This window comes from Vibrio qinghaiensis, from assembly GCF_002257545.1.
GTDB classification, from domain to species: Bacteria; Pseudomonadota; Gammaproteobacteria; order Enterobacterales; family Vibrionaceae; genus Vibrio; species Vibrio ordalii.
Map to the genome: position 1 here is coordinate 991,652 of NZ_CP022741.1, position 15,958 is coordinate 1,007,609.

The 15,958-nt window shown below is 41.8% G+C and carries 13 protein-coding genes; 8 read left to right on the forward strand and 5 right to left on the reverse strand.

Translation table 11 applies throughout. The features are described 5' to 3' along the window. Positions 1-12: 12 nt before the first annotated feature. Both dsbB and nhaB read right to left on the reverse strand, forming a co-directional pair. Positions 13-552, reverse strand: coding sequence for a disulfide bond formation protein DsbB (gene dsbB, locus CCZ37_RS04670; protein ID WP_033197439.1), 540 nt, complete (start codon positions 550-552; stop codon positions 13-15). Between the two features lie 76 nt (positions 553-628). Further along, positions 629-2,215, reverse strand: a complete 1,587-nt coding sequence (gene nhaB, locus CCZ37_RS04675; RefSeq protein ID WP_010319713.1) for a Na(+)/H(+) antiporter NhaB — start codon at positions 2,213-2,215, stop codon at positions 629-631. A 655-nt stretch (positions 2,216-2,870) separates the two neighbouring features. Between nhaB and fadR the strand changes: the two genes are divergently transcribed. Continuing rightward, on the forward strand, positions 2,871-3,710 hold the full coding sequence (fadR, locus tag CCZ37_RS04680; protein ID WP_010319711.1) for a fatty acid metabolism transcriptional regulator FadR: 840 nt from the start codon (positions 2,871-2,873) through the stop codon (positions 3,708-3,710). A 52-nt stretch (positions 3,711-3,762) separates the two neighbouring features. Here fadR and CCZ37_RS04685 read toward each other — a convergent pair whose 3' ends face one another. Together CCZ37_RS04685 and CCZ37_RS04690 are read right to left on the reverse strand one after the other, a co-directional pair. Beyond that, entirely contained in the window at positions 3,763-4,923 is a 1,161-nt protein-coding gene (locus CCZ37_RS04685) for a DUF1887 family protein (protein ID WP_094499876.1), read from the reverse strand. Positions 4,924-5,099: 176 nt separating this feature from the next. After that, entirely contained in the window at positions 5,100-7,091 is a 1,992-nt protein-coding gene (locus tag CCZ37_RS04690; RefSeq protein WP_094499877.1) for a methyl-accepting chemotaxis protein, read from the reverse strand. A gap of 357 nt (positions 7,092-7,448) precedes the next feature. On the opposite strand from CCZ37_RS04690, the gene hinT reads away from it, so the two are divergent. From hinT to CCZ37_RS04725, 7 genes are all read left to right on the forward strand, one after another. Further along, complete coding sequence (gene hinT / locus CCZ37_RS04695; RefSeq protein ID WP_010319708.1) at positions 7,449-7,799, forward strand: purine nucleoside phosphoramidase; 351 nt, start codon at positions 7,449-7,451, stop codon at positions 7,797-7,799. A 66-nt stretch (positions 7,800-7,865) separates the two neighbouring features. Then, complete coding sequence (locus CCZ37_RS04700; RefSeq protein ID WP_094499878.1) at positions 7,866-9,257, forward strand: COG3014 family protein; 1,392 nt, start codon at positions 7,866-7,868, stop codon at positions 9,255-9,257. Beyond that, the gene (locus CCZ37_RS04705; protein WP_010319706.1) at positions 9,257-9,646 is read left to right on the forward strand and encodes a YcfL family putative periplasmic lipoprotein; all 390 of its coding nucleotides are present in this window, start codon (positions 9,257-9,259) and stop codon (positions 9,644-9,646) included. Before CCZ37_RS04700 ends, CCZ37_RS04705 begins: the two co-directional genes overlap by 1 nt. 22 nt (positions 9,647-9,668) lie before the next feature. Next, positions 9,669-10,259, forward strand: coding sequence for a penicillin-binding protein activator LpoB (lpoB, locus tag CCZ37_RS04710; protein ID WP_010319705.1), 591 nt, complete (start codon positions 9,669-9,671; stop codon positions 10,257-10,259). 34 nt (positions 10,260-10,293) lie between these two features. Next, positions 10,294-11,145: a phosphotransferase gene (locus tag CCZ37_RS04715; RefSeq protein ID WP_010319704.1), complete on the forward strand. Its 852-nt coding sequence runs from the start codon at positions 10,294-10,296 to the stop codon at positions 11,143-11,145. A 101-nt stretch (positions 11,146-11,246) separates the two neighbouring features. Then, a complete protein-coding gene (gene ycfP / locus CCZ37_RS04720) occupies positions 11,247-11,789 on the forward strand; it encodes an alpha/beta hydrolase YcfP (protein ID WP_010319703.1) in 543 nt (180 codons plus the stop codon). Positions 11,790-12,143: 354 nt separating this feature from the next. Continuing rightward, positions 12,144-13,433, forward strand: a complete 1,290-nt coding sequence (locus tag CCZ37_RS04725) for an NAD(P)/FAD-dependent oxidoreductase (protein WP_094499879.1) — start codon at positions 12,144-12,146, stop codon at positions 13,431-13,433. Positions 13,434-13,547: 114 nt separating this feature from the next. Here CCZ37_RS04725 and CCZ37_RS04730 read toward each other — a convergent pair whose 3' ends face one another. Continuing rightward, positions 13,548-15,617, reverse strand: a complete 2,070-nt coding sequence (locus CCZ37_RS04730; RefSeq protein ID WP_094499880.1) for a beta-prism lectin domain-containing protein — start codon at positions 15,615-15,617, stop codon at positions 13,548-13,550. Between the last annotated feature and the right edge of the window lie 341 nt (positions 15,618-15,958).

Genomic DNA, 15,958 nt, shown 5'->3' on the forward strand with positions numbered 1-15,958 from the left:
TCAAGCAGGTTATTACCGCAGCTTATTGACGGGGGTTTTCGCGAACTGAGCTAAAACAATAAAAGCGAGCACCAGCAAGTTAGCAGCATAGATGACCACTAGCCACTGTGGCATTGAAAGCGTTAAAAATTGCCATACCACTTTCGAACAGTCACCGTAAGCTTCGAACATCCAAGGTGCCCATTGATTGAGTGGTGCCCAGCTTGGGAAAGTGACAAACAAATCACAAGTGGCAAAAGGAGAAGGGTTGAATTGGTAATCCACATGTTGCAGAGCTAAGGTCAAACCTTTATAAGCACTGGCTCCCCAAGCAACGAGCCCAATCCAACGCACAATCGGATTATTGGGTGCGATTAAGCCAAACAGAGCGGCTCCGCCAATTCCTAGCATCGCCACACGTTCATAAATGCACATCACACACGGTGCGAGCATCATGATGTGCTGAAAGAAAAGCGCACAAGCCTCAAAAAAAACCACAAAAAGGAGCAATAAAGTCCAAGATTTTCTCGATTGGGAGAATAGCTTCAGAGTAGTAAAAAAAGTCACATTCAATACCTGTTAAAGAGTAAAAAGCCCTGATAGTTCAGAGCTTTTTAACTTAGATAAGTTTCATTATCAACCGAATATTTTAATGCCCGGCAGAGATGACTTGAACCGCTTTGGCTGAATGGTGCGTAATCCACCCTAAGTCATAAAAATGCGCAGTCATGGGTTCAACTAAGAAGACAATGCCAAACAGGCCAACTAAGGCCAACACGATCGTATAGGGCAGAGCCATAATGACCATTTTGCCATAAGAGAGGCGGATCAATGGTGCAAGTGCTGACGTTAACAAAAATAAGAAAGCGGCTTGACCGTTTGGTGTTGCTACTGAAGGTAAGTTAGTGCCGGTATTAATCGCAACAGCTAGTAAATCGAATTGTTCACGCGTGATAACACCTTCCAATAGAGCCGTTTTGACTTCATTAATGTAGACAGTGCCGACAAAAACGTTATCAGAAACCATCGACAAAAGCCCGTTGGCGACATAGAAGAGAGCAAGCTGAGCCCCTTTATCTTCGACATGTAATACAGAGTCAATCACAGGTTTAAATAGGTGTTGATCGATAATTACGGCTACGATGGAAAAGAAAACCGCCAGCAGCGCCGTAAAGGGTAGGGCTTCTTCAAATGCCTTACCTAGTGAATGTTCTTCTATCACACCGGTAAAGGCTGTCGCTAAGATAATAACGGAAAGGCCAATTAAGCCTACTGCGGCTAAGTGCAGTGCCAAACCAACAATTAACCAGACTGCAATCGCACCTTGAATCCAAAGCTTTGCAACATCTTGGTTGGTTCGGTTCTTACGCTCAACCGCATCAAAATCGACTAGAATTTGACGAACGTTAGCAGGCAATTCAGCACCATAGCCAAATAACTTTAGTTTCTCGACCAGTACACAGGTCACAATACCGCAAAGGAAAACAGGTACGGTTACTGGAGACATACGAATGATAAACTCGCCAAAAAGCCAACCTGCTTGATCGGCGATGATCAAGTTTTGTGGCTCACCGACCATAGTCATTACTCCGCCTAAAGCCGTACCCACACCAGCATGCATCAGTAGTGAGCGCAAAAACGCACGATAATTTTCTAGGTCGTCACGTGTTAGCTCTGAAATGTGCTCATCTTGAGTATGATCATAAGCGGGTGTCACTTGGCCTGATGCGACTTTGTGATAAATCGAGTAAAAGCCAACAGCGACACTGATGACCACTGCGATAACCGTTAATGCGTCTAAAAAGGCGGACAGGAAGGCCGCGGTAATGCAAAAGGCGACTGAAAGCATCGCTTTTGAACGTATTCCGAGAAGTATTTTGGTAAAAATGAACAGCAATAGCTGTTTCATGAAATAGATACCAGCGACCATAAATACCAGTAGCAATAGAACTTCGATATTATTCACAAGTTCATGTTTTACTTGCTCTGCACTGGTCATCCCAATGGCGATAGCTTCGATAGCCAGTAAGCCGCCAGGTTGTAGCGGATAACATTTGAGAGCCATCGCTAGGGTGAAAATGAATTCAACCACAAGTAGCCAACCCGCAATAAATGGGTCGATCAAAAAGAAAACAATCGGGTTGATAATGAGAAAAGCAATAATGGCAACTTTGTACCAGTCAGGGGCTTTACCAAGAAAGTTCTTGAGAAAAGCGCTTCCGAGGGACATCGGCATGGGTAGTTCTCTTACTGTTGAGATGATAGACGCTGTCAGCTTATCTTTAATTCATTATGTGAAGTGGCCAAATAGAACGTGTTAAACACGAAGATAGTATCTATCGGCAATGTTATAGTGAAACAATAAGCCGTTTAGGGATTATGGTTTTACCAAGACACTCCTTGAGTGAGACAAGCAATCCTTACTTCGACCGTCACTCTACTCCGCAAGCTTTTTTAGTCAATAACAATCAGGTTATTGATAAAACACTTACCGATTTTTTGGTCAAAAACGCGATCAAAGTTGGGTAAGTATAGCATAAGAGTTGTGAAAAATTCACTCTGAGTCGTATTTCGAAGTGGGGTTAAGGTAATTGGCATCTAAATGACTAAAAAGAGCCAATTTTGCAAGCTTAAATTGACTGTTTTAAGTTTATTAATGTGACTTGAATCTCTTTATTTTATATATAGTTATGAATGATTTTTTTGGGTAAGTTGATAAAAATCACCATTTCATTGATTAGGTATTGTCCATAAACAAGAACTCTTAATTCGAGTTAAAACTCTATTTTGTCTGTAATAACTTCGCGGATGGTTTGTTTCCGATAACGTTCAACTAGTGGTATGATGAGTCCCATTCGACCCAAATAAATAGAAAACTGGATAAGTACTTAATGGTTATTAAGGCAAAAAGCCCAGCAGGTTTTGCTGAAAAATACATAATTGAGAGCATTTGGAATGGTCGCTTTGCACCAGGTTCTATCTTACCAGCAGAGCGCGAACTTTCAGAATTAATTGGTGTAACACGTACAACGCTTCGAGAAGTATTACAACGCTTAGCCCGTGATGGTTGGTTGACTATACAACATGGCAAACCAACAAAAGTAAACCAATTTATGGAAACTTCCGGCTTACACATCTTAGATACATTAATGACGCTCGATGCTGAAAATGCTACCAGTATTGTGGAAGACTTACTTGCGGCTCGGACAAATATTAGCCCCATATTTATGCGTTATGCATTTAAAGTGAACAAAGAGCCTGCCGAACGCACTATTACTAATGTTATCGAAAGCTGTGAAGCACTATTAAGTGCCAAATCTTGGGATTCTTTTATGGAGTTATCTCCTTATGCACAGAAAATCCAACAGCATATTAAAGATGATGGTGAAAAAGACGAATATAAACGTCAGCAAATATTGATTGCGAAAACCTTTAACTTTTACGATTACATGTTATTTCAGCGTTTAGCGTTTCACTCAGGAAATCAAATTTATGGTTTGATTTTTAATGGGCTAAAGAAATTATATGACCGAGTTGGCAGCTATTATTTTTCTAATCCAGAAGCACGCGAGTTAGCCTTGCAGTTTTACCGTGAATTATTAGCAGTATGTGAAAGTGGCAATCGTGAGCAGTTGCCGATTGTGATCCGTCATTACGGCATTGACAGCGCTCACATATGGAATCAAATGAAAACTACGTTACCGACAAATTTTACAGAAGATGATCATTAGAAAATTCGTTTTACTGTAAAAAAGCCCGTATGAAACGGGCTTTTTTTGTAGGTTAGATATCTTCGTTACCACCCGCTTCTTTAAACCAAGCGGTTAAATGTAATTTTAAATCTTTCAGTTCATCTGGGCCGATTAAGGCTAACCCTAAATCTTCTGCACGCGTAATGTCATTATGTCGGAGTGGACGAAAGCTCACGAGCATAGCGCGAGCTTGTAGTCCACCAAGCAAATCACGTAATGATTCTAGCTTATAAAGCGTATCATCGCCGTCATCACGCATACCTTTCGTTTTACATTCAATAATATGCAGTTTGTTATTCACCACTGTAGCGACATCGAGTTCATTTCTGACTTCTCGCTCACCTAATTGACGGTAGACTTGAACATTTAAAGAGCGATCTTGAATGGTTGGCATATCATCTTGGATCTGTCTTATTGTACTGTGCACTAATGTTTCTAACCATTCTCCATTGGAAAATCGGCGCGCATCTTCGTTGGCGAAGGTTAAAATGCCATTTTGATAGGTGGCGATTTGTGCTTCGACCAGATCGGTCAACAGAATATGAAGTTCACGATAGCCTTGTTGTTTTTCTGAAAGAGCAACATCTAGTCGTTGTTCTTTGCGGCACGTCGTTGCTAAATAGTTTAATGTGGCTAAACCTGGGCCCAACTCTAATGCATGACTTGCCCAACGCTCGCCGAGTTCGTAAAGTTTTTGGTCAAGCTGTGGCGGAATATGATGTTCAATAAATTCACCCCGTGCACCAAAAATGGTTAAGTAGTCTGAAATGGTGATGTGGTCTTGCACTTGGGTATCATTTTGGCCGTCTGGATAAAGCCAACACAGTTGATCACTATTTGGTTCGACGACAAAAATAGGCCACTGGTAGCTACGGAAAACCTCATAAACGGATAATAAACGATGTCTCAAACCACAACTTGCGTTCAGTTTGACTTCGTCGTATCTGACTTTCAAATCTTCTGCTAAAAGCTGGATAGCTTGTTTGATTGCTGAGGTATTGGAACCCGATGGGATTTCAAAAAACTCAGAAGTGATATCACGCTGACTCAACACAGAGTGTAAGCGTAAATACATTGACTCCTGGCCTTGATCACCGATGAAGACAATGTGTGAACTTACCGTTCGATTATCAAGCAGGGGAGTAACCAAGCGAATAGGGTCTTGGTCGATAATGCCAACATGAACAGCCATAGATCATCCTCATGTTTGGCTTGCAAAGAGTAGGAGATAGATAATAATGCGCAAGCCGATAGTTATCATATAACGATGCGACATAGAAAAAACAAGGGCGACTTTAAATAAAAAGTCGCCCTTGGGTAATAATTCACACGCTACTAACAAGTGGAATTGAGCTCGTTAACGCTTACTCACAATTTAAAGCGATGCACCAATTCATTCTGCTGATTAGCAAGCTGAGTTAGATTGACGCTTGCCTGTGCAATTTGAGACATAGCTTGATAGCTGTGGTCTGCGATCAAATTGATATCCTCAATATTATGCGCAATGTCACCGGTTGTTTCACTTTGTTCGGCAGCCGCCTGTGTAATATGAGTACTCATCTGGCTGATTTCTAGAATTAACGCTTGGATTTCCTCCATTGCGCTATTCGCCGTTGATGCTTGCTCGACAGAAAGTTCCATATCAGTCATGCAGCTTTCAATAACAGTACTCGCAGAAGATGAGCTAGATTGCAAGTTGCTGATCATGCTTTCAATTTCAGACGTTGAATCTGTCGTACGTTTTGCGAGCACTCGAACTTCGTCAGCTACGACTGCAAACCCGCGGCCTTGCTCTCCGGCTCGAGCAGCTTCGATCGCGGCATTGAGCGCCAATAAGTTGGTTTGTTCTGCAATGTTACGAATTACATCCAAGATAGAACCAATTTGGCTGCTCATCTTTTTTAACTCACCGACGGCATCAACCGATTGATTTAAGCGAGTCTCAAGTTGATTAATGGTGGTGATATTGTCACTCATAATTTTACGGCCAGATTCAGAAGCCGATTCAACTTTCTGCACCATCGCTAGCGAGCTCTGAGCACTTTGCGCTACTTCTTGTACTGAATGAGCCATTTCCGTCATTGCGGTTGCCACGCTTGCAGTTTGCTCACGTTGGGTGCTGAGTTGTGACTGCGCTTTTGAAGAGGTAGTTTGGTTATGGCTTGCTGTGTTGGTTAAATTTTCAGAAGCATCATTCAACTGTACCAAAATATGGTGCAAATTATCTGCTAGCGAATTGATGTGGCCACTTAAGCGACTAAACTCATTGTTGTAACGAATTTCAATGCGTTGTGTCATATCCCCTTTTGTCAGCCCTTCTAGAGTTTTGAGTATACGATGTAACGGCTCACGAACACTTTGCGCAATGTGGTAACCAATACCCGTAGCCACTAACACAACCGCAATACCAATCACGATCGCCTTAATAACTCCTTGCTTATAGACTTCTCCCGCTTCTCGCAGAGATGCATTTAAACCGTCGGTCGCAGTATCGTTAAAAGAGTCTAAAATTGTCATTGCCTTATCGATCTCGATGGCCAAATTCGCAATGTTTTCATAAAGGGCTTTTTTTGCTAGTAAGTAACTATTGTGTTGATCAAGCACACCACCCTTTTGCCCAATATCTTGAGAGAACTTTTGGACGAGATCATCAAATGAGTTTTTCAGTTCAGGTAGCTGGGTCGATAAGCCTCGGTAAGCGTAGTTGAGGTGCGTGACCGCTTTTTTATTCATGGTGACGGCTTTGTCAACAAAGGCGACATCCGAACTGGCCAAGGCGTCTGAAGTGATTAATTCCGCATCTTTCAATTTAATGAAATAACTTTTCGCCATGACTTTAATGGAAATACTATTTTGTCCATCGACAAAATCTTTCATTCCTGTGCTTAAATCAGCATGAAGTCTTTGAAATTCACGAGTTGATTTTTGCACTTGAGCTTGCGCCTCAAACATCGCCTGATAATTATTCATGGCTTGCTCTGCTTCGGAAAAGTAGCGGAGTTCCATCTGTTTAAGTTGGCTTATCCGCTCTTCAAGAGAGGGGTTCATTCTACTTGCTTGTTGGAGCTGGTTTAGCACGTCAGCAAAATCTTGTTTTGCTTTAGCAAATTCTGAACGCATCACATTCATGCGATCTTGGTTTTGTGTCGTCAAAAAATCCTTAAAAGATTTATCGGCAGAAAGCAGTTGAACACTTGTTTTGTTTGACAAAGAAACGAGCGGTAAGGCGGTAGTTGATACACTTTCAAAATTAGAATGAATTTGATTCATTCCTCCCATCATAATGGCGGTCGTTACTGCAAACATGATGATGATCAGTGTGAAACCAGCGTACATTCGCCTAATCACTGAACCCTTCATAATCCTCTCCCTAGAAAAATAGTGTTTTGTTTTAAAAAATAACAAAATAATCAGCATTGTATTGAATGTGAGACGTGCATTTTATGACGGATCTGGCAAAACGCATTTTTTATATTAGTATTCTGTCATTTATGCTACGCGTATGGTGTTTTTTATTGAGCTTTTGACAGGGTTAACGCATACTCAAATCCAACTACACGCCTATTATATTCAGTAGCATTAAGGTCAAATTAGTGTCAGTTCTATCGGTTGTCGATATGTTGTCGTGGGCCATTTAGGTATTGGCCTCGAACCACTTATCTCGATCTCATGTACTTTGATGTGACTGCGTAGGCCTATTCACTAGTGGAGTATTTCATGGCTGAAGAAACCATTTTTAGTAAAATTATCCGTAAAGAAATTCCTGCAGATATCCTCTATCAAGATGATTTAGTTACCGCCTTTCGGGACATTCACCCTAGAGCACCTAGCCATATTCTTATCATTCCCAATGCGTTTATTCCGACGACCAACGATGTTGAACCTGAACATGAAGCGGCTATGGGACGTATGTTTACAGTGGCAAAAAAAATCGCTCAACAAGAAGGCATTGCACAAGATGGCTATCGCTTGATCGTGAATTGCAACGCTCATGGCGGCCAAGAGGTTTACCATATTCATATGCATTTAGTTGGCGGTCGCCCATTGGGGCCGCTTTTGATGAGCTAATGCACGGGGCGCCCAGCGACCATTGGGCGCTCGATTCACATTACTGATTTACATATGGAGTATTGAGTGAAGCGTTACGTGCGACATATTACCGTTTTGTTATCGCCCTTTTTTCTCAATGCCTGCGCCAATTTTTCAGCGGGGAACCTGTTTAGCCATTATAGTGCTCAAAATGGTAGTGTTTATCAATCGGTTAAATCAGGCCAATATCAGGAAGCTCAGGATGAGCTTGCAGAGTTTGTCGCGGGTGACATTCTGGATAACTTAGAAAAAGGTCGTGTCTATTTTCTTAATCAGCACTATGTAGAGAGCAAGCGTAGCTTCGAATTGACTGACTCTGCGGTTAAAGTCCAACAAGACAAAGCTTTGATTTCATTGAGTGATACGGCAACCAGTATTGGCGCGTTAGCGGTTAATGATAATTTAATGGAATACGTTCCCGCTGATTATGAACTTGGTTTTTTACATCTTTATCTCAGTCTGAATTATCTACAGCAGAATGATTTGGATGGTGCTCTGGTTGAAGTTCGGCGAGCGAATCAGGTACAAGAGCAAGCAAGGCAGGCTAGAGAAGCGGAACTTGAAAAGGCGCAAAAAGAGCTAAAATCACAAGGTGTGACACCAAACTTAGGCAGCGTATTAGCAAACTACCCTGATGCAGGAAAAGCTTTGCAGGCGGTGCAGAATGGTTACCTTTTTTACCTTTCTGCTTTACTTTATGAAGCCTCTGGTGATGTTAACAGTGCTTATGTCGACTACCGACGCGCTTTGGCCGTCACTCCCGATAATATCGAGGTTATAGAGGGGACATTACGCGTTGCGAAACGATTAGGGATGAGAGAAGACCTAATCCAATTAGAGAAACGCTACGGGAAATCTCATTCACTGACGGCTTCTCAAGGTCGTGTGCTTATAATAGAAGAGCAGAGTGTGGTGAAAGCCTTAGATAGCTGGCGTCAATCTTTACCCTTGTATGACAGCAGAGGAAATGGCGCATTGTATTCTCTCGCCTTACCTTATTATCCTAATACATCCGTTGAATCATTTTCATCGCTAAAGATGAATGACAAAGTACTTACGTCTCATTTATTGGCGGATGTGAATTTAATGGCAAGCCGAAACTTGTCGGAGAAAATGCCCTCTATAGTAATAAGGCAAGCGTTGAGGGTGCTGGCGAAAGATCAATTGCGCAAGGAAGCGGCCAAAGATGACAATGTTGGTAATTTAGTCTTCAACGTTTGGAATCTGCTAACAGAGCAGCCCGATACGCGCAGTTGGCTAACGCTGCCAGGGCTGGTGCAAACGGCCAGTCTGCAAGTCAATGCAGGCGAGCAACGGATAAGGGTGGGAGAGCAAGAATATCAGTTTTCTGTACCGGAAAAAGGAACTACTTTGGTGTGGATTTCTCGTCAAGGACGTCATTCAACCATCTGGCATAAACAACTAGGAAGATTGTAATGAAAAAGTGGATATTGGGGTTGTTAGTCACATTCTCATTGATTGGATGTGCTGAAAATACCGCAGGATTAAGAGTTGATGGTGCTTCGCAGAAAGTGCTGTTTGGTGACAATGTATTGGGTAATCGCTTAGTTGTTGAAGACATTGCAACTAACCAAGTGGATGGCCATACAAGGGGGCTTGTTCGTTTAGTGAGTCATTACCAAGGTGACCAAATGATCGAGTATCGTTTTTCTTGGTACGACGACGATGGACTGGAAGTCAATAATAGACAAAGTCCTTGGAAGCAAAAAATCATCAGTGGAATGGAGACGCTGTCGTTGTCGGAGATTTCGGTCAATCCAAATGGAAAACAGTTTCGCGTACAGATCCGTGGGTCAAATAATTAAATTGGGAAAGTAAGGAACCAATATGAACAAAAGTATTATCGCATTGCTAGGACTCGCTGTCATTTTGGGCGGCTGTTCAAATAAAGTCAGCTACGGAGATGCACAATCCGTTGAAACGACGACAGTTGATTTCGGGTCAACAGACTTACAAAAAATTGCCGGGGAAATGGTTGATAGCATGATGATGTCCGGCTCGGTTGCTGCCATCACTCGTGATTCGCGTCCTATTGTGTTTGTCGAGCGAATCAAAAATAAAACCAGTGAGCACATTGATACGGAATCCATTACCGATACCATTAGTACTAAAATGTTGAACTCAGGCAAGTTCCGTTTTGTGGATATGGATCGTGTTGAGGCTGTTCGCGAACAGCTTAATTTCCAAAATAACGATGAGTTGGTCAATCAAAGTACTGCTATTCAGTTTGGTAAAATGGTTGGCGCGCAATATATGCTGTATGGCAACTTGTCGAGTATTGTAAAAAATGCCGGTAGCGATAAAGACGTCTATTACAAAATGACGATGCGTTTAATGGATTTGCAAACAGGTCTTATAGAATGGGCAGATGAAACCGAAATTCGTAAGCAACAGTCTAAAAGTTTGCTCGGATTTTAATCATAAAGCAGAGTAATGAAGAGAAGAGGCCCTTATGGCGAGAATGTCTTGGCGCGAAGCTTGTCAGCTTGATCCTACGTTAACCTCGTTAGAAGGCTTCTTCTCCGCTCCTCCTGACTATGCTCAAACATTAACTGGTGGGTTAACTAACCGTTGCTGGAAGATCGTGAGTGGGGAGCAGAACTTCGTTTGGCGGCCTAATACGCCGATCACTCAAGCCTTTTCTATTTCACGTTTCCAAGAATATCAAATCTTATCTGCTATCGAATCATCCCATTTAGGTCCCAAACCACTTTCTATTAATGATCAAGGCTTATTGGTTGAATGGATTGAGGGGGAGCCGCTGACGGGCGGGTTAGCTTTCGATTCACTGCTTAAAACACAGATAAAGATCCACAATCTTATTACTGCACGTATTCCTGTTGCTCCTTTTAGTTTTATCGCTCGTGTTGATCATTATTGGCTACAGCTCAAAACTGAGTACAAAAGTGATGACTTTTTAGCGTTATACCAACGTTGGCGCACCGCACCTAACCTTGCTGATGTTGGTCAGGCGTTGTGTCACTTTGATTTGGCTGGTTACAATATGGTCAAAACCGATGAAGGTAACCGCGTGATTGATTGGGAATACGCTTCAATAGCAGACCCTCGGCTCGATCTGGCTTTAAGTATTGATATTACAAAAGAAAAGCCACTAGAAGCGGTCTATCGCTATTGTCAATTGCGTGAGATTTCAGGAGTTGATGATTGGGTGGAAGGCGTAATGGCTTGGCATCCAAGAGCAACGATGATGGCCATGTTGTGGTATCTTCTTGCGCATCAATTATGGGGTGATGATTATTATCATCAACAAGCCGAGCAACTAAAAAACACATTATGTAGCTAGGATCACTGTTTCGTCGTTTTGTTGCAGTAAATTAAGGTTAAATTCTTTTAAACCACAATCTTCGTGGTAGATTAAAAACCTCAAGGAATGGGGAAATTATTATGATTATCTATCTGCACGGTTTTGATTCAACAAGCCCAGGAAACCATGAAAAAATACTGCAGTTGCAATTCATTGACAGCGATGTCCGTTTTATTAGCTACAGTACACAACACCCAAAGCATGATATGCAGCATCTGCTGAAAGAGGTGCATAAAGTGATAGAACAGTGTGATGATCCACATCCTATCATTTGTGGCGTTGGCCTTGGTGGCTTCTGGTCTGAGCGGATTGGATTCTTATGCGGAATTAAGCAAGTGGTGTTTAATCCTAACTTGCACCCGGAAACGAATATGACTGGACGCATCGACCGCCCTGAAGAGTACGAAGATATTGCGACTAAATGTGTGGAGCAATACCGGGTAAAAAATAAAGGTCGCTGTTTGGTGATTTTGTCTAAAGAGGATGAAATTCATGACAATAGTAAAACAGCAATAGCGCTGGAAAACTACTATCCCATCATTTGGGATGAAACCCAAAGTCATAAGTTCAAAAAAATCTCGCAGCACTTGCAAGCGATTAAGGAATTTAAAGAATCAAACTAAGCATCCGCTTATCTACTCAATCAAAAAACGGCTTACCAATGTAAGCCGTTTTTTCATGGTCTATCTGCCCGTCAGTGATAATGAATTTACGGTATTCTTTGGTTGCATGGCGAGTTTTGCCCTATATAATGACTGAATTATAAATATTTTGATAAATATCAAAAAAAATTGAGAGCAAATCTTAAATTTGCCTAATTTGTGTGTAGTTATATGCATTTATCCTAATAAAACGTGTTGCGAAGATAGCTCTATTTACTGAACAAGCTTTATCTGAAGCAAGCGCATTGCTGAGAATTCCTTCAGTGTGAGATTTCACACTGAATCATGTTTATTTCTTTTTTGAGGATTATTGTTGTGACACGAATTATCGTAGTCGGTGGTGGCGCGGGTGGTTTAGAGCTCGCGACTAAGCTTGGTCGCACTCTTGGCCGTAAAAATCGCGCAGCAATTACGTTAGTAGATCGTAAAGCAAGCCACTTATGGAAACCGTTATTGCATGAAGTGGCAACGGGTTCATTAGATGAAGGAGTTGATGCGCTAAGCTATCGCGCTCACGCAAAAAATCATCGTTTTGATTTCCAAATGGGTAGCCTTGCAGATATCGATCGTGAACGCAAAGTGATTGTTCTTAGTGAATTGCAAGATGAGCACGGTGAACTGTTAATGCCAAGCCGTGAATTGGAATATGACATTCTTGTTCTGGCCATTGGCTCAACATCTAATGATTTTAATACCCCAGGAGTTCGTGAGCATTGTATCTTCTTGGATAGCCCTGAACAGGCAAATCGTTTTCGTACTGAAATGAACAATGAGTTTCTAAAACTTCATGCGAAAAATGGTAACGGTACAGTTGATATTGCGATTGTTGGCGCAGGTGCAACGGGTGTTGAATTATCTGCAGAGCTACATAATGCAGTAAAAGAGCTGCGGACTTATGGTTTTGGCGATCTTGATTCAAGCAAACTGAATGTTAACCTTGTGGAAGCGGGTGAGCGGATTCTGCCCGCTCTTCCACCTCGTATTTCTAGTGCTGCGCACAGCGAATTAACGAAATTAGGTGTCAACGTTCGTACTGCGACTATGGTCACGCGAGCGGATAAGGATGGCCTAACAACTAAAGATGGCGAAAAGATTCCTGCTCATATTATGGTGTGGGCTGCTGGCATTAAAGCTCCGGATTTCATGAAAGAGATTGCTGGCTTGGAAACAAACCGCATTAATCAGTTAGTGGTTAGAAACACCTTACAAACCACAAGAGATGACGATATTTTTGTGATCGGTGATTTAGCGCAATGTACGCAAGCCGATGGTTCTTTTGTGCCACCTCGTGCACAAGCAGCGCACCAAATGGCAAGTCAAGCGTTTAAGAATATTGTCGCTAAGCTTAATGGGCGTGAACTCAAACCGTATGTTTATAAAGATCACGGTTCGTTGGTTTCATTAAGTCGTTTTTCTACCGTTGGTAGCCTAATGGGTAATTTAACCAAAGGCTCGATGATGGTTGAAGGTCGTATTGCGCGCATAGTGTACATTTCTTTGTATCGCATGCACCAAATGGCGTTGCACGGCATGTTCAAAACAGGGTTGATGATGTTAGTTGGCCGTATTAATCGTGTGTTGCGTCCAAACCTAAAGCTTCACTAATCTTCCCCGCGTATTGGCCATAAAAAAGCCTCGCCTTTGTTAAAAGGCGAGGCTTTTTGTTATCATCCCTAAACCACCGCCTTGGGCGGTGGTGGATGTTATATCAAATTCAAGTTATTTAATGGTACTTGATCGATAGGTGTTATGTGTTAACCAACTAGGCTGAGCATTGGTTGGTACTGAGCCATCTTGGTTAATGTTTGAGAAATGGAATGAATGTTGGTTCCAAATTCTCGTTGCATTTCTCCATGGTTTATGAGCATCGGCTGATTCATAAACATAGACACCGTGGTTGATTGCGCTTTCTTTTGCATAATCATTTGCGACCACAATAAGCGATGCATTGTTGTTGCCTTCGAGATCAGCTACAACAGGGTATTCCCACAAGGTGTTCGATGAGTTAGCAATCGTTGCTAATACTGCTCCTGTGCGCCCATCAAGAATACGGACTCTCAGAAGATCTTGTACGATAACTTCATCAATGCCATCACCAGTGAAATCGTAAGCCGAAACACCAATTTTACCGCTGTTATAGTCATCATTTGCTACAGACCAAACTTTGCTACCTTGTGCATTATACATATCGACAGCATGATAACCTGCATAGACAATACCGGTGTTCAGGTAACTATCATTAATGCTTTCCCCAACAACAAACTGAACTGCATTAACGTGTTTTTTGAAGGTAAAGATAGGTTTTGGTTTGCTCCAAACATTTAAGCCTACCAATTGGGTATTGCTTGGGACTGTGTATCGTTCAGTCGTTGCTTTGCTCTTCATGACGGCAACAGCATAAGGAATCGTTTTAGTTTTCCAAACAGGAGCTAGGTAAGAAACTGTTTTGGTATGCCAGCCAAAGAACCAGTAAGAAACTTGTTTTGTTCTCCACTCCAATCCAAGATATGGAACTTCTTTGGTTCGCCACTCTAATGCTGGGTATTTAAAGGCTGAGTCTTTTGAACCTAACGTTATTTTCGAACCATCATTGAGAGTGAATTCCATCTCGAGTACGCCATATGTCCACCACGTTTTATATTTGCCGTAGGTTACATCGATAGAGCGGACTTTGCTTGCATCAATAGTATGCAGTGAACCGCCTTGACCACCCACCATATTACTGGCTGTTGATCCAATAGCGTCAATCAGATCTCCTGAGCGGATTTTAAGTTGGTTGTCATCTGCTATTTTTACTGGATGACTGTGATGTAGATGGGTATATCCATAAACAGGGGACTTAGCTATTTCATTGGTAGAGTTTGTTGCTGCATTACCAAGGAAATCAGAGATAGCTTGTACACCACCGCCAGGGTTTTCAAGGTTATTAACCTCCCATTTTACTGAGCCGTCATGCTCTAATACGGCAAAGCTACTATTTTGTGCAGAGCCTTTCGAGGCTGGAACTGATACCACAATTTCTGGTTTATTGTCGCTATCTAGGTTGGCAACGGAAGAAAACCAAACCGTATCATTCGCTTGATATTGCCAAGTAAATGAGCCATCGCTTTTATAAAGAGCGCCGTTTGAAAATACTTCTTGGATACCATCGCCATCGGCATCAAAACTGATTGGTGATGGAGCCCACTCTAAACTAAATTGCAGCCCAGTATCGTAATTATAAACACCATCGGCAGAGAGAATATCAATTGAACCATCATTGTTTAAATCAGATAGTGAAATTGCGCCAACCGAGCGCCATCCAGAAGCACTCTTTAGGATTTGTTTTTTTATTTGGCCTTCATTATCTAATATATTGATGTAGGGGCTGATTGTGCTCGTTGTGACAATTTCAACCACACCATTACCATCAAGATCTGCAACCGCAGGAGAATAGCGAGCATCGGCTATAATGCCACCATTGTCATACGACCAAAGCTCAGAGCCATCGACACCACTTAATGCCCTAACTAATCCACCTTGTGTATATTTATTACCTTCAAAAGTAATAACGATAATATCAGCGATATCATTCTCGTCGATTTTGCCATCGCCATTATCATCATTTAACTGAGCAACGATAGGTGCCGCCATAACTTGGTTAGACTCAGGTTTAAATGAACTGCCTTGCCAAGACCATTTTAATTGGGTGTTTATCTCATTAGGGTTTGATGCGGTTGCAATACTGCCAACAGCAAGACTGCTTATTGACAGTAGCCCTACCGCGCATAACGAAAAATTAGAAGTCATCAGTTAACATCTCTCTCAGTATGTATGTTTGTGTAAATTCGGATTTAAATTGATGTTGTTAACTAGTGCCATGCTTTACGGAAATTTTGCAGAAATTTGGATTGAATATTGCACATCACAAGTTAGGAGTGATTATCAAGGCTTAATTAAAGGTATTCAATCCAATATGGTTCTCATAAATGAGAGGTCTTAAAAATGAAACGCTCATTAATGAAATAAATGAGCACTGACTATGCTCAAATCAGAAGAAGTCCTTATTGGCGAGAAAAAGAACGATGATCGAGAGATCAATGATTAAAGTGGATAAAAATAATCAATGCATAGATAAATGGCGAGGAGAA